The 20587-nt window shown below is 56.0% G+C and carries 22 protein-coding genes and 1 pseudogene; 12 read left to right on the forward strand and 11 right to left on the reverse strand.

All coding sequences use genetic code 11. The annotated features are described in order from the left end of the window. Positions 1-302, forward strand: a pseudogene (locus ACR0BD_RS15125) (FAD binding domain-containing protein); the annotation flags it as partial. Between the two features lie 40 nt (positions 303-342). Here ACR0BD_RS15125 and ACR0BD_RS15130 read toward each other — a convergent pair. Next, positions 343-1242 carry a MurR/RpiR family transcriptional regulator gene (locus ACR0BD_RS15130; RefSeq protein WP_480693344.1) on the reverse strand — a complete coding sequence of 300 codons (900 nt, stop codon included), beginning with the start codon at positions 1240-1242 and terminating at the stop codon, positions 343-345. An 85-nt stretch (positions 1243-1327) separates the two neighbouring features. Here ACR0BD_RS15130 and ACR0BD_RS15135 point away from each other — a divergent pair, with 85 nt between their 5' ends. From ACR0BD_RS15135 to ACR0BD_RS15145, 3 genes are all read left to right on the forward strand, one after another. After that, entirely contained in the window at positions 1328-2107 is a 780-nt protein-coding gene (locus ACR0BD_RS15135) for a beta-keto acid cleavage family enzyme (protein WP_480831671.1), read from the forward strand. After that, the gene (locus ACR0BD_RS15140) at positions 2104-3420 is read left to right on the forward strand and encodes an aspartate aminotransferase family protein (RefSeq protein WP_480831673.1); all 1317 of its coding nucleotides are present in this window, start codon (positions 2104-2106) and stop codon (positions 3418-3420) included. The genes ACR0BD_RS15135 and ACR0BD_RS15140 overlap by 4 nt, the downstream gene beginning before the upstream one ends. Positions 3421-3491: 71 nt before the next feature. Continuing rightward, on the forward strand, positions 3492-3881 hold the full coding sequence (locus tag ACR0BD_RS15145) for a hypothetical protein (protein ID WP_480693347.1): 390 nt from the start codon (positions 3492-3494) through the stop codon (positions 3879-3881). A 50-nt stretch (positions 3882-3931) separates the two neighbouring features. On the opposite strand, the gene infC is transcribed toward ACR0BD_RS15145, so the two are convergent. The 7 genes from infC to cobA all read right to left on the reverse strand — a co-directional run bounded on the left by infC (position 3932) and on the right by cobA (position 9554). Further along, positions 3932-4522, reverse strand: a complete 591-nt coding sequence (gene infC / locus ACR0BD_RS15150; RefSeq protein WP_480694947.1) for a translation initiation factor IF-3 — start codon at positions 4520-4522, stop codon at positions 3932-3934. Between the two features lie 117 nt (positions 4523-4639). Beyond that, positions 4640-5473 (reverse strand): ferredoxin--NADP reductase, encoded by an 834-nt coding sequence (locus tag ACR0BD_RS15155; protein ID WP_480831676.1) that lies wholly within the window; start codon positions 5471-5473, stop codon positions 4640-4642. Between the two features lie 104 nt (positions 5474-5577). Further along, a complete protein-coding gene (locus ACR0BD_RS15160; protein WP_480693349.1) occupies positions 5578-5985 on the reverse strand; it encodes a DUF934 domain-containing protein in 408 nt (135 codons plus the stop codon). Beyond that, complete coding sequence (locus ACR0BD_RS15165; RefSeq protein WP_480831678.1) at positions 5982-6743, reverse strand: phosphoadenylyl-sulfate reductase; 762 nt, start codon at positions 6741-6743, stop codon at positions 5982-5984. The genes ACR0BD_RS15160 and ACR0BD_RS15165 overlap by 4 nt, the downstream gene beginning before the upstream one ends. Further along, a complete protein-coding gene (locus tag ACR0BD_RS15170) occupies positions 6733-8397 on the reverse strand; it encodes a nitrite/sulfite reductase (protein WP_480831680.1) in 1665 nt (554 codons plus the stop codon). Before ACR0BD_RS15170 ends, ACR0BD_RS15165 begins: the two co-directional genes overlap by 11 nt. 66 nt (positions 8398-8463) lie before the next feature. Beyond that, the gene (locus ACR0BD_RS15175) at positions 8464-8778 is read right to left on the reverse strand and encodes a DUF2849 domain-containing protein (RefSeq protein WP_480831682.1); all 315 of its coding nucleotides are present in this window, start codon (positions 8776-8778) and stop codon (positions 8464-8466) included. Next, positions 8778-9554, reverse strand: a complete 777-nt coding sequence (cobA, locus tag ACR0BD_RS15180; RefSeq protein ID WP_480831684.1) for a uroporphyrinogen-III C-methyltransferase — start codon at positions 9552-9554, stop codon at positions 8778-8780. The genes ACR0BD_RS15175 and cobA overlap by 1 nt, the downstream gene beginning before the upstream one ends. Before the next feature lie 140 nt (positions 9555-9694). On the opposite strand from cobA, the gene ACR0BD_RS15185 reads away from it, so the two are divergent. Then, entirely contained in the window at positions 9695-10174 is a 480-nt protein-coding gene (locus tag ACR0BD_RS15185) for an Lrp/AsnC family transcriptional regulator (RefSeq protein WP_480693354.1), read from the forward strand. Between the two features lie 5 nt (positions 10175-10179). Here the strand turns inward: ACR0BD_RS15185 and ACR0BD_RS15190 are convergent, their stop codons facing one another. After that, entirely contained in the window at positions 10180-11361 is a 1182-nt protein-coding gene (locus ACR0BD_RS15190) for a cytochrome P450 (RefSeq protein ID WP_480831935.1), read from the reverse strand. A gap of 47 nt (positions 11362-11408) precedes the next feature. Between ACR0BD_RS15190 and ACR0BD_RS15195 the strand changes: the two genes are divergently transcribed. The 6 genes from ACR0BD_RS15195 to ACR0BD_RS15220 all read left to right on the forward strand — a co-directional run bounded on the left by ACR0BD_RS15195 (position 11409) and on the right by ACR0BD_RS15220 (position 18374). Further along, positions 11409-13142, forward strand: a complete 1734-nt coding sequence (locus tag ACR0BD_RS15195; RefSeq protein ID WP_480831686.1) for a sensor histidine kinase — start codon at positions 11409-11411, stop codon at positions 13140-13142. Beyond that, positions 13139-14368 carry a sigma-54-dependent transcriptional regulator gene (locus ACR0BD_RS15200; RefSeq protein ID WP_480831688.1) on the forward strand — a complete coding sequence of 410 codons (1230 nt, stop codon included), beginning with the start codon at positions 13139-13141 and terminating at the stop codon, positions 14366-14368. Before ACR0BD_RS15195 ends, ACR0BD_RS15200 begins: the two co-directional genes overlap by 4 nt. A 369-nt stretch (positions 14369-14737) precedes the next feature. Continuing rightward, entirely contained in the window at positions 14738-15739 is a 1002-nt protein-coding gene (locus tag ACR0BD_RS15205; protein WP_480693357.1) for a DctP family TRAP transporter solute-binding subunit, read from the forward strand. 114 nt (positions 15740-15853) lie between these two features. Further along, positions 15854-16531 carry a TRAP transporter small permease gene (locus tag ACR0BD_RS15210; RefSeq protein WP_480831690.1) on the forward strand — a complete coding sequence of 226 codons (678 nt, stop codon included), beginning with the start codon at positions 15854-15856 and terminating at the stop codon, positions 16529-16531. Beyond that, positions 16531-17907 carry a TRAP transporter large permease gene (locus tag ACR0BD_RS15215; RefSeq protein ID WP_480693359.1) on the forward strand — a complete coding sequence of 459 codons (1377 nt, stop codon included), beginning with the start codon at positions 16531-16533 and terminating at the stop codon, positions 17905-17907. The genes ACR0BD_RS15210 and ACR0BD_RS15215 overlap by 1 nt, the downstream gene beginning before the upstream one ends. A gap of 155 nt (positions 17908-18062) precedes the next feature. Continuing rightward, positions 18063-18374 carry a DMT family transporter gene (locus tag ACR0BD_RS15220; protein WP_480831692.1) on the forward strand — a complete coding sequence of 104 codons (312 nt, stop codon included), beginning with the start codon at positions 18063-18065 and terminating at the stop codon, positions 18372-18374. A 9-nt stretch (positions 18375-18383) separates the two neighbouring features. Here the strand turns inward: ACR0BD_RS15220 and tpiA are convergent, their stop codons facing one another. Beyond that, on the reverse strand, positions 18384-19133 hold the full coding sequence (tpiA, locus tag ACR0BD_RS15225; RefSeq protein ID WP_480831937.1) for a triose-phosphate isomerase: 750 nt from the start codon (positions 19131-19133) through the stop codon (positions 18384-18386). Positions 19134-19187: 54 nt separating this feature from the next. On the opposite strand from tpiA, the gene ACR0BD_RS15230 reads away from it, so the two are divergent. Beyond that, positions 19188-20168, forward strand: a complete 981-nt coding sequence (locus ACR0BD_RS15230) for an isopenicillin N synthase family dioxygenase (RefSeq protein WP_480831694.1) — start codon at positions 19188-19190, stop codon at positions 20166-20168. On the opposite strand, the gene ACR0BD_RS15235 is transcribed toward ACR0BD_RS15230, so the two are convergent. Next, on the reverse strand, positions 20165-20530 hold the full coding sequence (locus ACR0BD_RS15235; protein ID WP_480693362.1) for a HesB/IscA family protein: 366 nt from the start codon (positions 20528-20530) through the stop codon (positions 20165-20167). The genes ACR0BD_RS15230 and ACR0BD_RS15235 overlap by 4 nt on opposite strands. Positions 20531-20587 lie beyond the last annotated feature (57 nt).

Raw genomic sequence — 20587 nt, forward strand, 5'->3', positions numbered from 1 at the left:
CGGTGCCGCAGGCGGCGAGCTATCAGAAGTTCCTGCAGCCTGCGTCTCGGTTTGCATTGGTCGGCGTCTATCTGGCGCGGTTCGCAGATGGTGTGCGCGTTGCCGTCACCGGTGCCAGCGAGGATGGCGTGTTCCGCTGGTCCGAGGCAGAGCAGGCTCTGAACACAGAGTTCCGCGCCGATGCGCTGATGGACCTGCGTATCAACCCAGCCAACATGATCGGCGATCTGCATGGCAGCAAAGAATACCGCGCCCATCTCGTCAGCGTCATGACTAAACGCGCAATCCAAGCCTGCGCTTAAATCATTCAAAAGCCCCGATGTAACAAACGGGGCTTTTGGATTATCTTTTGCCTATTCTGGGCAATTTGGCGGGCTGCAGATATGCACCTGTGTCTTCGCGCGCTTTTTCGTAGCGTTCGATCCGCACCCGCGCTTCCTCGCCACCAGCATCGAACAAATGACCCAATAGGCAATCCAAGACTGCGGCGGCACCTGAAAAGCTGGAGAAATGGTGGCGCGATTGGGTGCTGATCTGGAATGTAATATCCGGTTGGATGCCCGGCGCGATTACATCACTTTCCGATACAAGGATGACTTTCAGCTTCTTTTTGAGCGCGTAGCGCATGGTTTCGATTGTGTCAGCCGAGTAGGGCTGCATCGTAATAGCCAGCAAACAGTCACTGGGATCGGCGTCTAATAGATCGTCGATCGCAGACCCCATATGCCTAGGGATAAGGTGAATGCCGGGATGAGCCATCCGTCCTGCATAGGCAAAGTAATAGGCGAGGGCATAGCTGGCTCGTGTCGCTGTAACATAGCACCGTGGTGCTGTTTCGATGTATCCCAATGCTTGCGCCACTTTTGCGGGACTCATCAGGCGCAGAGAACGCATTGTCACGTTTTGTGCGTTCTGCGCAAGCTTGGCCTGCTTTTGGCTAAACGCGTCGCCTTCATGCATCGTCTTAAGCCAATCATTGCCTAAGTCCTCTTCCTTGTCGGTGACCAAAGCGTGGCGAAAGGGCGCTCGAAATTCCTCGAACCGTTCAAAGCCCATGTGCTGTGCAAGGCGCACAAGTACATTTGGGCTGACGCCAATATTCTCAGACGTAATGCGAATGGGATCCAGGCCGAAGTCGCCGGGATAATCTATCACGTATTTGGCCGCGGCCTGTAGGGCAGGCGGCATCCGTTCGATGGATTTTCGAAGTTTGGCGATAAGTTGGTTTGCGCTGTAGCTCATGAAAAAACATTTGTTATGGATTTTTAATATACAAAACGAAACCCCTGTTGGATAGGCGATTGTGGAACAAAGAAGAGTTTTCGTCATGCAGAAGGCCCAACAATCTGAAGTCTTGGCGAGGAAGCCGTATATCCTGGTTGCACCGAACGGGGCGCGTCGGTCTACGCGTGATCATCTTCGATTGCCAATACGCACGGAAGAAATTGTCGAGACGGCAAGAACTTGTTTTCGCGCAGGCGCAAACGGAATTCATTTACACATACGAGATGAACAGGGCGTGCATTCATTGGATGCGGGACGATACCGCGAAACTATCAGCGCCTTGGGGGAAGCTTGCCCCGAAATGGACGTGCAAATCACTACCGAGGCGGCAGGTCTATACGACGTAGCCGCTCAGTTGGATTGTCTGCGCCACGTGCGACCGAACTGGGCTTCGATCGCTGTTCGGGAAATTGCAAGATCACCAGAATTGGCTGACCACGTTTACGGGGCCTGCGCAGAACAGGGGACTCGCGTGCAGCATATTCTTTATGACACGCAGGATTTGACGCGGCTGTCGCATTGGCAGGAAAGCGGAACAGTGAGACGCGGTCAGACGGATCGGTTGTTTGTTTTGGGGGGGTATACTCAGCGCATGACTTCCTCTCCTGAAGAGCTGGATCAGTTTCCAGCCTCCGGCACGAATTGGATGGTTTGCGCTTTTGGCCCACAGGAACATGCGTGTTTGCATTTGGCCGCCAGCCGGGGTGGAGACGTCCGTGTTGGCTTTGAAAACAGTTTGACGGATTATCAGGAGACCCCTTGGGCGGACAACGCTGCATCCGTTGCCGCTTTGGCAGTGAGTTTGAGAGAGGTTAGGACATGAGCAAAGTCTTTCCACGTCATACCAAGTCGGTTCTGCCCATCGCAGCAGGCGGTGACGGAGCCTATTTGATCGACGATCAGGGAAAACGCTATCTGGATTGTGGTGATGCTGCCGTGTCCTGTTTGGGTCATTCGAATCCAGCTGTGATAAAGGCGGTTCAGGATCAAGTCGCCAAAATAGCATTTGCCCATACCGGTTTTATGACGTCGGAACCTGCTGAAGAATTGGCGGAACTTCTTATTAAGTTTACCCCGGGCGCTTTGGACCGTGTGTATTTCGTATCGGGCGGGTCGGAAGCGACCGAAGCGGCAATCAAACTGGCGCGTCAGTATTTTCTGGAAACGGGGCAGCCGGAACGGCGTCATGTGATCGCCCGACGCCAAAGCTATCATGGCAACACTTTAGGTGCTTTGTCTGCAGGCGGTAATGCTTGGCGCCGTGCCCAGTTTGCGCCGATGTTGATTGAAATGACTCATATCGCGCCGTGTTACGAATACGCGGAAAAGCAAGAAGACGAGAGCAGTTTCGAATACGGCCAGCGTGTCGCAAATGAGTTGGAAACCGAGATTTTGCGCTTGGGTCCTGAAACGGTCATGGCCTTTATGGCCGAGCCCGTTGTCGGGGCGACACTGGGTGCGGTTCCTGCCGTCGATGGCTATTTTAGGCGTATCCGAGAAATTTGCGATCAATACGGTGTTTTGCTGATACTCGACGAAGTCATGTGCGGAATGGGACGCACGGGTTACCTTTTTGCGTGTGAATACGAGGGGGTCTCGCCCGATATCCTGTGCATCGCAAAGGGTCTTGGGGCAGGGTACCAGCCTATCGGAGCAATGTTGTGCACCGGTGCAATCTACGATGCGATCTGCGACGGGTCCGGGTTCTTTCAGCACGGACACACCTATGTCGGCCACCCGGTCGCGACCGCCGCCGCGCTTGCGGTCGTGCGCGAACTTACAGAGCGGCAACTGCCGGAGCGCGCCAGAATGATGGGGGACCGATTGCAGCAGGCTCTTGAATCAGCATTCGGTCAACACCCGTATATTGGCGACATTCGCGGCCGTGGATTGTTCCGGGGAATAGAACTTGTTGCTGACCGCGGTCAGAAAACGCCGTTTGACCCGAGTGTGGGCCTTGCAGGGAAAATCAAGAAAGCAGCTTTGAACGAAGGGCTGATCTGTTACCCGATGTCAGGCACTCGCGATGGACGTGTGGGCGATCACGTTCTGCTTGCACCACCCTTCATCATTGAAGACACACAATTGGACGAATTAATTGGCAAGCTAGGCAAAGCGATATCTAGCGTGATATAACACCCTTGTGATCTGACTTTCCGTTTTAACTCAATACAATGACGGAAAAATTTTTGACTAGGACAGTGGTAATGATTGGTGATATATGGTCGAGCTTTCGGAATCTCCCTACATGGGTTCAGGTTTGGGTTGCTTTGATACTTGTCCCAATCAATCTCGCGCCATTGGCGTTTCTGGATCAACCTCACGGTGAGTTGATTGCCGTTCTGGCCGTTACCGGAATGGCCCTGAACATTCCAATAATGCTGGCCGCACGGGGTATGAGCAAAGCTATGTCTCTGCCGCATTTATTGTGCTGGGGGCCCTTGGTCTTCGTGATTTCTCTGGCTCTTGCCAGCGATGCACCGCTGTCACCGGAATATGCTGCGTTTTTGATCGTGCTGCTGACTGTAGATACGATCTCGTTGGCGTTCGATCTGCACGACTCGTTTCACTGGGTAAAGTCGCGCGCCACCAAATAAAAAAGCCCCCTTAACACGAAGGAGGCTTGGATGATCGCAGAAGCGGTCCGTTATTTTTGAGGAAGCGGTCCGATCATCATGATCATTTGACGACCTTCCATCTTTGGCATGTTTTCAATCTTACCCAAATCCTTGATGTCTTCAGCGACGCGTTCCAGCAATTCACGGCCCAAATTCTGGTGCGCCATTTCCCGTCCGCGAAAGCGCAGCGTAACTTTGACCTTGTCGCCCTTTTCAAGGAACTTGAAGACGTTCTTCATCTTCACGTCATAGTCATGCGTATCGGTGTTGGGTCGGAATTTGACCTCTTTCACCTCGATGACCTTTTGCTTTTTGCGGGCTTCGCTTTCGCGTTTCTGCTGTTCGTACTTGAACTTGCCAAAATCCATGATTTTGCAGACCGGCGGGTTCGCATTGGGCGAAATCTCTACCAGGTCAAGCCCGGCATCGGCAGCAAGTTGCATGGCTTTGGCGGGATGAACCACCCCGACGTTTTCACCTTCGGCACCAATCAGGCGGATTTCGGGGGCACGGATTCTTTCATTTACACGCGGGCCGGTATCTCTCTGAGGCGGCGCGTTGTGAGGTCTGCGAGCTATGGGTTCATTCCTTTGATGATTGCAGAAATTCGAGCCCGAAATTTAGACCGCCCGGCGCGCCGTTTCAAGCGCCATCCGCGGTGAAAAGGTCGAAATAATCAGGATTCACAGCAGGTTTATGCGCCGGTCAGGCCTATTCAGAAGACCGGCGCAGTCAGTTTAGCCGACAAAGGCCTTTTCAATCACGAATTCCTTGGGCTCAGAGTTTGCGCCTTCGCGCAGGCCGAACTCTTCCAGGATCGCTTTGATATCCAGGTTGAACGCCAGAGAGCCACATACCATCGCACGGTCGGTTTCAGGTTTGATCCCGCCTTCGATGCCAAGATCTGCAAAGACGGTTCCGTCTTTAAGCAGGTTGGTGATGCGGCCCATCTTGGGGCTCTCTTCCCGGGTCGTGGTCGGGTAGTAGCGGATCTTGTCTGCAAAGCCTTCGCCCATCAGCTCTGCCAGCATCTCATCCTGTCGGATGTTTTCAATCAGCTGCCGACCATATTCCAACTCGGCCACTTCGCGGCACGTATGGGTGATGATGACTTCGTCATAGTCCTCATATGTCTGAGGTTCGCGCAGCAGCGAAGCAAAAGGTGCAAAGCCGGTGCCGGTGGCAAAGAACCACAGGCGCTTTCCGGGCAGCAGAGCGTCATGCACCAGCGTGCCAACGGGCTTGGGGCGCAGAATGATCTGGTCGCCTGCCTTGATGTGCTGCAGCTTCGAGGTCAGAGGGCCGTCCTGCACCTTGATCGAATAGAACTCCAGCTCTTCGTCCCATGAAGGCGAGGCAATCGAATAGGCGCGCAACAGCGGCTTGCCGTTATCGCCCAGAAGGCCGATCATGACAAACTCGCCCGAGCGGAACCGCAGCGATGCGGGACGCGACACCTTGAAAGAAAACAGGCTGTCGGTCCAATGCTTGACGTCTGTCACGGTCTGGGCGTCCGGAAGGACGGGGGCCTTAACGGCGGTTGCTTCGGTCACGGGTTTCATCTCTGTCATCGTTTCACTGCCGGTTCGCTAAACCGACATCTCCGTTTAATCTTTGATCCACATCAGGAAAAGGGGCGAATTGCCCCTCTCGTTGCTAGCTGGCAAAGGCGGTGTTAACCGCGTAGGCGCGCTTGGTAGTTGTTTTCTTCCCAATTCGCCCGCGCCAACCATTGATCTTCGGGTTGGCGGCTGGCGAGATTGTGATCGATTTCGACCTCATCAAAGCCACTGCGGCGGGCCATGGTGAACTGATCAGCCAGTACATGGCCTTTGGCGCGCAAGCGACCGGTGTAGCCTTTCAAACGCAGGGTACGCGCGATGGTAAAGCCGCGGCCGTCAGCGAAAGACGGGAAGTCAACGCGCACCATCCGCGCGTTTCCCAACCGTTCAAACAGTTGATCTGGATCGGTGTCCGAGCTGACATCCAGCGCGACCACATCGTTCGCAGCGTCTTCCAACGTGACGAACCCATCTGTCCAGTCGTCGGGGGCAAAGCCCTCATCCGTTACGATTACATTCATGTTTTCTCTCCGGCGCGTACCATCTTGCCGTCGACAAAATGGATACCGCATTCTTCTTTGTTCTGGTCGCGCCAACGCCCGGCGCGTGGGTCTTCGCCTTCTTTGACCGGAGATGTGCACGGCGCGCATCCGATCGAAGGATATCCTTTGGCCACCAACGGGTGCCGAGGCAGGTTGTTTTCCACCATATAGGCGCGCACATCTTCGGGCGCCCAATGGGCCAGCGGGTTGACCTTGATCCGGCCCGTTCCGTCCTCGACCTCAAAGAACTCGAGCGCGGCGCGAGAGCCTGCCTGAAACCGCTTTCGTCCCGTGATCCAACCGCAATAACCCGACAGGGCCTGTTGCAGCGGAAAGGTCTTGCGCAGATTGCAGCACGCATCCATGTCCCGCAGGCGCAAGGCGCCATAGGGGTCTTCGCGCTGCACGTCTTCTTCATCCGCCCGGATGATCTTGACGTTCTTAAGCCCCAGACGCTCGCTGACTTCCTGCTGGTATTCCAGCGTTTCCGTAAACAGCATCTGGGTGTCGATGAACAGCACGGGGGTCATTTTGTCGACCACCGCCGCCATATGCAGCAACACCACAGACTCGGCCCCAAAACTGGAAACAAGGGCCAGGTCCTCGATCTCTTGGTTGGCACCATGCATCACGTCATGTGCACTGTGGTGCCGGAACCGGGCATTGAGCGCCTCGACCTTTTCGGTCAGTTCGCGTCTTTCCTTGCCCAGCTCCGTCTGGATCAGGTCAAGCGGCATTCGCCCGAGCCTCGGGGTAGAGTGCTGCTTTGAACGGCGCCATGCCGACGCGACGATAGGTCTGCAGGAATTCTTCCTCGGGGCTTTCGCGTTGTTCCAGATAAGTGTTCACGATCCGCTCGATGGCAGGGACGATCTCATCATAGGCAAAGCCAGGACCGGTGCGATCACCGATAGCCGCCGTCTCGGTGCCGTCGCCACCCAGCGTGATCTGGTAGTTTTCGACGCCAGCGCGATCCAGACCCAGAATGCCGATATGACCCACGTGGTGGTGACCACACGCGTTGATGCAGCCCGAGATCTTGATCTTCAGGTGGCCGATATCATGCTCAAGCTTCAACTCATCGAAACGAGTTGCGATCTGCTGGGCGACCGGGATCGAGCGCGCCGTGGCCAGAGCGCAGTAGTCCATTCCGGGGCAGGCGATGATGTCGCTGATCAGGCCAATATTGGCAGTGGCCAGTTCGTATTCCTTCAGCTTCGCGTGGATCGCGGGCAGGTCGGACTTGTGGACATGCGGCAGGATCACGTTCTGCTCATGACTGATGCGCAGCTCGTCATAGGCGAACTCTTCGGCCAGGTCGGCCATCACGCGCATCTGTTCAGCGGTCGCATCACCAGGCGTAGCGCCGTGCTTTTTGATCGAGATCGTGACAATCGCGTGGTCGGCGTTCTTGTGCGGCGCGATGTTGGTATCGACCCACGAACGGAAGACCGGATCGTTGGTGTAAGCACTTTCAAAGGACGCAACCGAGGCTTCGCGGAAGGCTGGGGCCGCAAAGTGGCCTTTGATCTCTTCCAGCAGTGCCATGTCGGCGCCTTTGAACTGCGGGCGGACTTGCAGAAAACGCTCGTTGACCTTGGCGCGGATGGTGTCGATGCCGTTTTCATGAACGGTGATCTTGATACGCGCTTTATATTTATTGTCGCGGCGGCCGATCTGGTTCCAAACCGAAACGGTGGCTTCAAGATAGGCCAGCAGGTCGTCAAAGGCGACGAAGTCGGACAGTTCCTTGCCGATCATGGGCGTGCGGCCCAGACCGCCACCTACGATCACGCGGGCACCCAGAACGCCGTCACGCTCGACCAGTTGCAGGCCGATATCGTGCGCTTTGATTACAGCGCGGTCGTTTTCGCTGCCGGTGATGGCAATCTTGAACTTACGCGGCATGAACTGGAATTCCGGGTGGTCGGTCGACCACTGGCGCAGCAGTTCGGCATAGGGGCGCGGATCGGCGACCTCATCTGCGGCGGCACCAGCGAAGTGGTCGGCGGTCACGTTACGGATGGTGTTGCCCGAGGTCTGGATGGCGTGCATGCCAACCTCGGCCAGCGCGTCCAGCATATCCGGCACGTCTTTCAGTTTGGGCCAGTTGTACTGGATGTTTTGACGGGTGGTGAAATGGCCGTAACCCTTGTCCCACTTCTCGGCCAGCAAGGCCAGTTGGCGCATCTGCGCGCTGGACAGCGTGCCATAAGGAATGGCGACGCGCAGCATGTAGGCGTGCAACTGCAGATACAGGCCATTCATCAGGCGGAAGGGTTTGAATTCATCTTCGGTCAGAGAGCCGTCGATACGACGCTCAACCTGAGCACGGAACTGTGCGTTGCGTTCTGCCAAAAATGCTGTGTCGAACTCGGAGTAGCGATACATGATTAGCTGTCCTTAGTTGCAGCCCCGAACTTTGGGGCCTTGAAAGGGGAGAGAGAGGGCCTTTGATCAGGTCCGGGGCTGCGGGGAAGTTTCCTGTTTGCCATGGGCATAGTTGGACGGACCAGTCCGGCGGAAATCCTCCCGGAAATGGGTGGGTTCGGGGCCGTTAGCGCCGGCTACGGCATCGGCCAAATACGCGCCGACTATCTTGCTTGCCTGACGTTCGGCATCCAGCAGGCGAACCTGCGCATGGGCTTCATCCGTGATCAGTTCGGCCTCAGCCAGCTCACGCGACCAACGGTCATCTGCGGTCAGGTAGATGACGTCACCTTCCAACAGATCGTTGGCTGTGACGACTTTGGGGGTAAAAGCGCGGGCCATCAGGCGTGCTCCTTCTTGAATTCGGTCAGGGCTTTGGCCGCTTGGCGCGGTTCCAGCCCGTAAAAGGTCAGGGTCGGGCCGTACATTTCGGCGGCGTTCAAATCGTTGGGCAACTGGTCCAGATTGGTTGTCAGCACACGCTCGTCCGGGCGCGATGCGTTTTCGACCAATGTGATGGGCGTGGTGCGATCCGCACCGTGCATGATCAGGCGGCCCTGAATAAACCGTGCGGATTTCTTGCCCATGTAAATCGCGGCAACCGAACCCGGACGCGCCAGCGCGGCCCAGTCATGATCGGCGAAGCCTTTCATGTCATGCCCAGTCAGGAAGCGGACAGAAGAATTCCGGCCACGACGCGTGAGACTTTGACCGATGCCAGCAACAGCGGCTGAGGCTGCAGTGATACCCGGTACGATCTGCCACGGGATACCGGCGGCCTCGACCGCTTCGATCTCTTCATCCAGACGAGCGAATACGGTGGGGTCGCCCGACTTCAGGCGCACAACGCGGTGGCCTTTCGCGGCGTAGTCGACCAGCAGGGCGTCAATGTCTTCCTGCTTCCACGAGGGACCAAATCCCGCTTTGCCCACATCTACGAGAATGGCGGTTTTCCCGGCCAGTTCCAGCACCTCGGCGCTGATCAGGCGGTCATGCAGAACGACATCAGCCTGCCCAAAGGCGTTCAGTGCCTTGAGCGTCAGCAAGTCCGGATCGCCCGGTCCCGCGCCGACAAAGTCGACGTGGCCTGTGCCATCATATGAATGCGTTAACTGCATGTGTCGTTCCGTTCGTTTGACTTGACCTGTAATATAGGAAATATTCCCGGTATTGCGCCATATGGGCGATTAAATAAGAACATACGTTCCGTCAATTTCCTGATTTGGAACGTGCGTGTCGAAACGAAGGGAAAATTGGAATGTCGGTGCGGATTGATGATACGGATCGGAAAATTCTGGTTGAGCTGCAGCGTGATGCCAGTCAATCGCTGGACGAAATAGCAGCCCGCGTCGGTAGTTCCAAGACCCCGGTTTGGAATCGCATACGCAAGCTGAAAGGGGCTGGCGTCATCGGTCAACAGACCGTCCTATTGGATGCCGAAGCGCTGGGTTTTGAGGCGACATTCTTTGTGTTGATCCGTACCTCAGAGCATGAGGCTGACTGGCAACGTCGGTTCCTAAAGGCCCTGCGTGATCGGCCCGAGGTTCAGGAAGCTCATCGGTTGGCGGGCGATATTGATTACATCCTGAAAGTTCGGGTCAAAAACGCCCGGGCCTATGATGAATTCTACCAGACCCTGATTTCAGAAGTGCGCGTTCACAATGTAACCGCTTTGCTGTCGATGGAAGAGATCAAGTCCACGACAATGCTGCCTTTGAACGCGCTGGCCAATGGCTAGAGGCACTAGACCTCGACCATTAGCCGGGTAAGACCATGAAAGTGATAACTGTTGGCGTATTCCGGTGCTGAGGCCAGTCTCAGGTTGGGGCAGCGGTCGAACAGCACGCTCAACGCGATTTTCATCTCAAGACGCGCAAGCGGTGCGCCGACGCAAAAGTGCAAGCCGCCTCCAAAGCTTGCATTGGTCACGATCACCCGCGATGGATCAAAACGATTGGGATTGTTCCAGACCGAAGGATCACGGTTCGCGGCACCAAGCAGTAATGCGACCTGATCACCGCGCTTAAACCGATGTCCGAAAGCTTCGGTCTCTTCGTAGGTATAGCGTGTGAACATGTGCAGCGGCGGGTCGTAACGCAGCACTTCTTCAACCGCCAGATCGATGGGATGTTGAAGAAACCCTGCGATCCCCTGTGGTGTCTGCAAAATGGTTTTCACACCATTTCCAAGCGAATGGACCGTGGCTTCGTGACCTGCGTTCAGCAATAAGATGCAAGTCGCAACAAGCTCATCGTGGCTGAGCTTTTCACCATCTTGTTCGGCTTCGATCAGACGTGTGATCAAATCATCTCGGGGATCGCTGCGGCGATCTTCGATGTAGTTAGTCAGAAACGCCGTGAACTCTTTCGCAGCTTTTGCGGCGTTGTCCTCTGAGTGACGGGTTCGGCTGGCCTGATACATGGCCACCATATCGTGGGACCATTGCAATAGGCTGGGAGACATATCTTCGGGTACACCCAGAAGGCGGCAAATGGTTATGACGGGGATCTGCGTGCAGTAATGTTCAAGCAGATCGAAAGGCCCTGTTGGGAACTCTTCGATCAGCGCGTGGCTGAGGGCGTGGATCGAGGGCTCAAGCTGCGCTACGGCGCGTGACGTAAAAGCTCGCAACACCAAGGCCCGCAAGCGGGTGTGGCGTGGGGGTTCAGCCTCAAGCAGGGAATGGGCTTCGACGGCCAACCAGGGTGCAATATGATCCGGTCCTTCCGTGATCAATTCGGGCGGTATTTCACGGCCGAAACGACGGTCCTTCAAAAGGGAATGTACGGCCCTGTGCGAGACGGCCGCCACCATCTGATACTCCTCCCAGAAAACGAGATCACCGGATGATCTGGCGTCGTCATAAAAAGGGTAGGGGTTTTGAACGAAATCCGGATCGACCGGAGATTGAATGACCGTCTTCATGCGGCGCAGACTTGCCATGCCGCGCGTCGAATGCAAGACCCTATGTCATGCAAAGAGTTTGGATCATCCTGAGTTTTCTTCTGGCGGTCGGAGCGCTGTCCGCCGGGGTGTGGTCGTATGGCTACCGACAAGCGCTGTCACAGCTCAGCGAAAAGGCTGAGGCCGACCTTGAGCTAGCCGCAGACCGTCTGAGCACGCAGATGCAGGTTTATCAGGAGCTGGCGGTTTTGATGGCAACGCATCCGGGTTTGCGCTCTCTGGAAACCGAGGCGCAACGTCAGACTGCGCAGGCCATGTTGCTGGACGTGGCCGATAAGACGGCGGCGGTAAACATGATGTACCTAGATCAACGTGGTCAGGTTTTGGCTGCCGCGCAGCCGGTCGCGCAGGGCAGCATGGCGGATCATCCAGCCTTCGAACGTGCGATGCAGGGCGCATTGGGCAGTGCGCATGGTGTGGATCCCAGCAACGAGGCTCGTATCTACACCTACGCAGCGCCTTCCTTTGATGCCGCCGGCCAGGTTGCAGGCGCGTTGATGGTCGTCGCGGACGTACAGGATGTTGAACAGACATGGCGCGGCAGTACCGAGGCCGTTTTCTTTGTGGATGCGGACGGGGTAGTCTTTATCTCGAACAGGTCCGACCTTTTGTTCTGGAGGCGCGCGCAAGGCCAGCAAGGACTATCGCCACCAGAAGGCAACGCGGTTGATTTCGCGTCCAGCTTTGTTGGTGATCATGAATTGTGGCAACTGGGTTGGGGGCGTTATCTTCCTGAACGCGCTTTGCATTTGACGCTGGACTTACCGGTCATCGATATGACGGCCGAGGTGCTGGTGGATGTTGCACCGGCGCGCCGCCTTGCAGGCCTGCAGGCCGCAGCGGTTGCCGCCATCTGTTTTGCATTCGGCGCTTTGTTGTTTTTGGCAACGGAACGGCGCCGTGCGCTGGCGCAAGCCAATGTCGTACTGGAAAGCCGAGTGGCGCAACGCACGCAGGCGCTAACCGCGGCGAATACTGCATTGAAACGCGAAGTGCACGAACGGCAAGAGGCCGAGATCGCCCTGAAGCAAGCTCAGGAAGAGCTGATTCAGGCAGGTAAGCTAAGTGCGTTGGGTCAAATGTCAGCGGGGATCAGTCATGAGCTGAATCAACCCCTTATGGCTATTCAGCAGTTCGCAGATAACGGCGCTGCGTTCCTGTCAAAAGGCCGCGAAGAACGCGCATCCGAGAACTTGACGCGTATCTCGGATATGGCCTCCCGAATGGCGCGGATTATCAAGAATTTGCGCGCTTTCGCGAGAAACGAAAGTGAACCAATGGGAAAGGTTGATTTGGTTCAGGTAATCGAAACTGCTGTGGAACTAACCGAGGTACGGCTAAAGACGGAAAACGTTGCTCTGGATTGGACAGCTCCGCCGGGGCCGGTGTTCGCCTGGGGCGGTGAAGTGCGCTTGGTGCAGGTCTTCGTCAACCTCATCAACAATGCCGCTGACGCCATGAGCCAACAGGCGGAGCGGCGTATTGGGATCGAGATACGCACGACAGACAAGTTAGAGGTCACAGTGCGTGATATCGGACCGGGGATCGAGAATACCGAAAAGCTGTTTGAGCCGTTTTATACAACCAAGGCGGTTGGCTCCTCCGAAGGGATGGGATTGGGGCTTTCGATCTCATATGGTTTGGTTCAAAGCTTTGGGGGAAATATTCGGGGCGCCAACGTTCAACCCGGAGCAGAATTCACGGTTGAACTGGAATATTACCGCGAAGATGAGGTCGCATGATCAGTAAAGTCCTTTTGGTTGATGACGATGCCGCTGTTCGCGAGGCTTTGGCGCAGACGCTAGAGCTTGCCGACTATGCGCCGATCACTGCGGGCTCGTTTGTGGCGGCCAAAGACCATATTCGCGAGGATTTTCCCGGTGTGATCGTGTCAGACATACGTATGCCCGGGCGGGACGGTTTTCACCTGCTGAGCTTTGCGCACGAGGTCGATCCCGAATTGCCTGTCATTCTTTTGACCGGGGAAGGTGATATTCCGATGGCTGTTCAGGCCATGGGCAAAGGCGCGTTCGACTTTTTAGAGAAACCCTGCGCTGCATCTGATCTTTTGGCGGTGCTGGAAAGGGCGATCTCAGCGCGCAATCAAGTGCTGGAGCAGCGCGCGGTCAAACAGGAATTGGAACGCGGTGATCCTGCAGCACGGCTATTGTTCGGTCTATCTCCGCAGGCAGAAGCGTTGCGGGATCGCGTGCGTACGGTTGCACCGACCGGTGCCGAAGTGTTGGTAACAGGTCCCGCAGGTAGTGGTATTTCAAAGGTGGCCGAAGTCATCCACCTGATGTCGCCGTTTGGACAGGGCCCGTTTGTAAAGCGGCCTGCATCAGGATTGACGGTTCAGGATTTGACCCAAATCTGCGAAGGGGCCGACGGAGGCTCTTTGTTTCTGGATGAAATTTCGGCAATGCCGCAAGCGACCCAGTATGCCGCGCTTGAATTGGTCGAGCAGGGGATAGGGGCGCGTATTCTGGCCGGAACAACGACGGATCTGGCGGAACTTTCGTCGAAAGGTGCATTCAACGCCGATTTGTTTTACCGGCTGGACGTGATGCGTGTGCGCATACCGTCTTTGTCTGAGCGTCCCGAAGATATTCCAGTGATATTCAGGCACTATGTGGCGCAGGCGGCAGAGCAGGCTGGAATTGCGCCTCCGGAAATTAACTCGGAACATCTGGCATCCTTGATGGCGCAGGATTGGCCGGGCAATGCGCGATCCCTTATGTCCGCTGCCATGAGGTTCGTGCTGGGAATGCCAGAGGAGGGAGCGCATTCCACCGAATTGGGGCTGAGTGAGCAAATGGCGCAGGTCGAACGCTCGTTATTGATCGCAGCGTTGGGGCGCCACAACGGCAAGGCCTCGGACGCGGCCAAAGCGTTGAAAGTGCCGCGTAAGACGTTCTACGACAAGCTTGCCCGGTACAAAATTCGACCAGAGGACTATCGAAGGTAGTCGGGGCTCCCGCCGACTTTTACTGCCTTGTCATGCAGTTAAAGCCGTCGGGCCGGGCAGCCCGCTGACGCGGCCTGCGGGCGCGCTGAGATTTTTGCGAACCGATTCTAAGGCGACGAATCACAAACAGTGCGAAATTCCGCACAAATTTGGAATTGGATGTGTGGATTTCCGCACTGTGTGCCCATTGGCGCGAGCCCTGATCCCGGATGCCTGCCTATAAGTGATTATGTTTTAATCAAAAATTGACCGAGTGCATCAATGGCCAACAAAAAGTTGAGTGGTACATATCGATTCGGTTCACTCCCCGTCATGTGGCGCATTGAGCGCTTCGAAGATCTATCTATGAAGTCTGGGAGGAAGAGACTGATGAAATTCCTGACAACGGCCGCAACCGCTGTTGCGCTGACAGTGACCGCCACCGCTGGCATGGCTGCCTGCGAAGACGGTGAAATTGTCGTCAAGTTCGCTCATGTAACCAATACAGACAAACACCCCAAGGGGATTGCCGCATCTTTGCTCGAGCAGCGGGTGAATGACGAAATGAACGGCGTCATGTGCATGGAAGTGTTCCCGAACTCGACCTTGTATAACGATGACAAAGTGCTTGAGGCGATGTTGCAAGGCGATGTGCAACTGGCCGCGCCGTCACTGTCAAAGTTCGAGAAGTTCACCAAACAGTTCCGTCTGTTTGACCTGCCGTTCATGTTCAAGAACATCGACGCAGTGGACGCATTCCAGGCCTCGGACGCAGGTCAGGCGATGAAAGACAGCATGCAGCGCCGCGGCCTGCAGGGGCTGGCGTTCTGGCACAACGGTATGAAGCAGATGTCGGCGAACAAACCATTGGTCGATCCGTCGGATGCAGATGGTTTGAAGTTCCGCGTGCAGTCTTCTGACGTTCTGGTGGCGCAAATGGAAGCCATCGGTGGAAGCCCGCAGAAAATGGCATTCTCGGAAGTATACGGTGCGCTGCAGCAGGGTGTTGTGGACGGTCAGGAAAACACTTGGTCGAACATCTACGGCAAGAAGTTCTTTGAAGTGCAGGACGGTATTACCGAAACGAACCACGGCATTATCGACTATCTGGTCGTGACCTCGGTCGATTGGCTGGACAGCCTGGACCCAGAGGTTCGTGAACAGTTCCTGACCATCTTGTCCGAAGTGACCGAGACACGGAACAAAGAAGCGTTTTCTGTGAATGAAGCCGCCAAACAGTCTGTGATCGACGCCGGTGGAACCATCCGCGAGCTGACGCCGGAACAACGTCAGGCGTGGGTCGACACCATGAAGCCCGTTTGGGACAAGTTTGCGGGCGATGTCGGTCAGGACAAGATCGACGCTGCACAAGCAATCAACGCCGGGTTCTGATCCCGGTTCAGACAGCGCGTCGGGGGACTGGGGAGTTATCGACGCGCGGTCAGGGCGGGCCTAGACGGCCCGCCACCCTTTACTCTCATCTACAAAAAATGCGGGGACAGAGAGATGTCTGGTGCGAAACCCGGCCAAGGCGGGCTGGTCGACCATATCGAAGAGACAATGATCGCGCTGTTGTTGGGCATTATGACGGTTGTCACATTTGCCAACGTGATCGCGCGGTTTGTCTTTAACTCCAATATTCTGTGGGCGCTGGAGCTGACGGTTTTCACCTTTGGCTGGTTGGTGCTTTTGGGTGCTTCTTATGCCGTCAAAAAGCACGCACATCTGGGCGTGGATGCGATACTGAACATGCTGCAACCCGCACCGCGCCGTATTCTGGCGCTGATTGCGGTGGCATGCTGTCTGGTGTTCTCGCTGCTGCTGCTCAAAGGGTCGTATGACTATTGGGCCGTGTTTGCAGACTTGCCGCCCACCTCGGGCCGTTGGTTCCCAACGGGGTTTGATACCAGCGCGCGCAGTCAGAGTTTCTACGAAGTTGACGATATCCCAATGGTCGCTCCGCTGCGATTTCTGGAAGACATGATCAACTATGGCGAAGGATACGAGAAACTTCCCAAAGTCATACCTTACCTGGTTCTTCCAGTTTCTATGGTGTTGTTGGTGTTTCGGTTCAGCCAGGTTGCCGTTCAAATCTGGCGCGGCGAAACCGACCGCCTGGTTGCCAGCCATGAAGTCGAGGACGAGATCGAAGAAGTCCGCGCTCAGCAAGGGGAGCATAACTGATGGACGTCGTACTTCTATTCTCGATGGTCATCGGCCTGCTGCTGATCGGTGTTCCGATTGCGGTGGCGCTTGGCCTCAGTTCGACCCTTTTCTTGCTGATCTATTCCGACAGCTCTTTGGCCTCGGTTGCGGGCACGCTGTTCGAGGCGTTCGAGGGGCACTTTACCCTGCTGGCGATCCCGTTCTTCATTCTGGCGTCGTCCTTTATGACGACCGGAGGGGTGGCCCGTCGGATCATCCGGTTCTCGATTGCTTGCGTGGGGCATTTGCCCGGTGGTCTGGCTATTGCGGGCGTGTTTGCCTGTATGCTCTTTGCCGCGCTTTCTGGGTCGTCCCCTGCGACCGTTGTTGCGATCGGTTCGATTGTGATCGCGGGCATGCGTCAGGTGGGTTACTCCAAGGAATTCGCCGCAGGTGTGATTTGTAACGCGGGTACGTTGGGCATTCTGATCCCGCCGTCCATCGTTATGGTCGTCTACGCCGCCGCCGTTGAGGTTTCGGTCGGACGCATGTTCCTTGCCGGTGTCATTCCGGGCCTGATGGCTGGTCTGATGTTGATGATCACCATCTACATCATGGCCAAGGTAAAGAACTTGCCCAAAGGCGACTGGAAGGGTTGGGGCGAAATCTTCACCTCGGCGCGTGAAGCCGGTTGGGGCCTGTTTCTGATCGTCATCATTCTGGGCGGTATCTACGGGGGCATCTTTACACCGACCGAGGCTGCAGCGGTGGCCGCCGTCTACGCGTTCCTGATCGCCAGCTTTGTCTACAAGGACATGGGGCCGCTCAGCACCGAAGAAGGCACGCCGAACCTGCCGCTGATGAAGAAACCCTATGCGCTGGTGACTGCGTTTTTCCACCCTGACACCAAGCATACGCTGTTCGAGGCAGGCAAACTGACCGTCACACTGCTGTTTGTGATCGCCAACGCGTTGATCCTGAAGCACGTTCTGACGGATGAGCAGGTGCCCCAACACATCGCCAGCGCCATGCTGTCGGCGGGTCTGGGTCCGGTGACCTTCCTGATCGTAGTCAACGTTATTCTGCTGATTGGCGGTCAGTTCATGGAGCCTTCGGGCCTGCTGGTCATCGTCGCACCGCTGGTGTTCCCGATTGCCATTGAGCTGGGCATCGACCCGATCCATCTGGGCATCATCATGGTGGTGAATATGGAGATCGGGATGATTACCCCTCCGGTTGGGCTGAACCTGTTCGTAACCTCGGGCGTCGCTGGTATGCCAATGATGGGCGTGGTCAAGGCAGCACTACCATTCCTGGCCGTGCTGTTCGTCTTCCTGATCATGGTCACGTATATCCCCTGGATATCGACTTTCCTGCCCAATACCTTCATGGGGCCAGAGATCATAACCAACTGACGACGATAAAACTATTCAGAGCCGGGCAGGGAGACTTGCCCGGTTTTTTCATTCAAACATTGTGAAATCAATTTGAGACCTTAAGTAAGGACCAAGGACGACCTTCCCATCATGGGCAATCATTCGGGACGACCCGAACGGATATGAGGTCTGACATGGCTTGGATTTATCTTCTCTTCGCTGGTCTTCTTGAAATCGTGTGGGCAATTTCCATGAAGCAATCGGCAGGCTTTACCCGGCTCTGGCCGACTGTGGTGATGGGCCTGTCAATGATCGGCTCATTTGGTCTTTTGGCCATGGCAATGCGCACACTGCCACTGGGTACTGCCTACGTAATCTGGACCGGTATTGGCGCTATGGGTGCGTTCTTGGTCGGGGTCACGTTTTTGGGCGAAAGCCTGAACGCCACAAGGGTCTTTGCGGCCGTGTTGGTTTTGGCCGGTCTTGTCACAATGAAACTGGCCTGAGCTGAACGCTCAGGCCTTTTGCAATGCTTCAATGATGCCCGAGAAATCCGAAGCCTTCAGGCTTGCTCCGCCGACCAGTGCACCGTCGACATTGGAAACCGCGAAGATTTCAGCAGCGTTGCTGGGTTTGACGGAGCCACCGTAAAGCAGGCGAACCGACCGCCCGACACCTTCGCCAAAGCGGCGCTCGAGCCGCGCGCGGATAAAATCATGCACTTCACCGATCTCGTCCAATGTCGGGACTTTTCCGGTTCCGATGGCCCAGATTGGCTCATAGGCCACGATCAAGTTTTCACCTGTGGATTGATCAGGAATCGATCCGGACATTTGCCCGCCGATAATATCCAACGTATTTGCGGCCTCACGCTGTTCCAAGCTCTCACCGACGCAGATGATGGCTTTCAGACCTGCATCCATTACGGCCCGTGCCTTGGCGCGAACGTCTTCGTTCTGTTCACCGTGGTCTTCGCGCCGTTCCGAGTGTCCCAAAATGACCATATCGGCCCCTGCATCGACCAACATTTCGGCACTGACATCACCGGTATGCGCCCCTGATCCCGCCGCATGGCAATCCTGCCCGCCGACCGAGATGCCGGAGTTGCCAACAGTCTGAGCCGCACGATGAAGCAAGGTCGCGGGAGGGCAGATCAAAACGTCGACCGAAGTGGAAGGGAAGGCTTTGGCCAAAGTGTCGAGCTCTGCCAAGGCCGAAGACGTTCCGTTCATCTTCCAATTTCCCGCCGCTAGCTTGCGCCGCATCATAGATACCCCCAAATAAGCTGTTGTTTGCACTCCGGATAACACCACATAGGCGTGCTGACAATTCTGGTTGCGGAAGACGCCCCAAAACGGCAGATATCCCATGCAATCAATGAGGCCGGTATGATCAACGAACTGAACCTATCCAAGCTGGACCAACGCGACCCGACCGAGGTTGCTCGTTTGCTGCAGTCGATCAGCGAGGTCGGTTTCCTGACGGTTTCCTATACCGGACTCGATGCTGCCCGATGCCAACAAGTCATTGGCGCATACCGAGAGTTTTTTCACTTACCCGCCGCAGAGAAAAAGCGGGTGGATATGGCGGCGACCGGCTCAAACCGGGGTTGGGGGGCGTCGCAGTCTGAACATGTCGACCCGAATGCAAACCCAGATTTCAAAGAGGTTTTCGATTGCGGCTATGAATTGCCAGCGGGCAACGCCTATGTTGATCGCGGGCTGAGCGTCTATGCACCCAATCTCTGGCCAAAGGTCCCAAGCGATTTCCAGAAGGTTGTTCAGGCGTATTACACAGATGCTTGTGCGGTTGCGATGCGCGTTTTGCGAGCGATCGCATATGCCCTTGGCCGTAGCGCGAATAGTTTTGACAGCGCTTTCGAAACCCCGATGGCTTTGTTACGCGGAAACTATTATCCCGAGCGTCCTGCGTGGGCTGGCTCTCGGGATTTTGGCATCGGCGCACATACCGACTACGGATGCCTTACGCTTTTGGCGACAGACGGCACACCGGGTCTCGAGGTGAAGATGCCCGATGGTCATTGGGAACAAATCACGGCGTCGCCCGGCACGTATGTTATTAACTTCGGAGAGATGCTGGAGTTTTGGACAGCAGGTCGGGTCAAAGCGACCCTTCACCGGGTAATCGGCGGGAATGAAGAAAGAATCTCGGTGCCGTTATTTTTCAACCCGTCTTACGACACCAATGTTGCCCCGCCTGAAGCGGACAAGGTTATCCGCGCGGGCGATCATCTGACACGCCGGTTCAACGAAACATACGTCCATTTGAAAGCGTCTTAGCCTTGGGTCGACAGGCTTTCATCAAACTTGATCGACTCACCGCAGCCACAGGCATCAACGACGTTCGGATTTCTGAACTTGAATCCCGACTCCAGTAGCGACACTTCGTAGTCGATCTCGGTGCCGAACAAAAACATCTGGGCCATCGGCGCGATCATGACGCGTGCGCCATCTTGCTCGACCACCTCGTCGTTGGCATCCGCTTCGTCGACATAGTCCATGGTATATTCCATACCCGCGCAGCCACCTTTTTTTACGCCAATGCGCAGGCCCGCGTGTCCGCCCGTTTCCATCAGGCGTACGATTTGAGCTGCCGCTTTAGGCGTCATCGTCACGGCTTGTTTGCCGGGAATGCCGAACATGGTGATCTCCGTTGTCGCGCGTCACACATAACTTAGTGGGGCGAGGCGACAGTCTCA

The organism is Ruegeria sp. G5 (assembly GCF_056533365.1).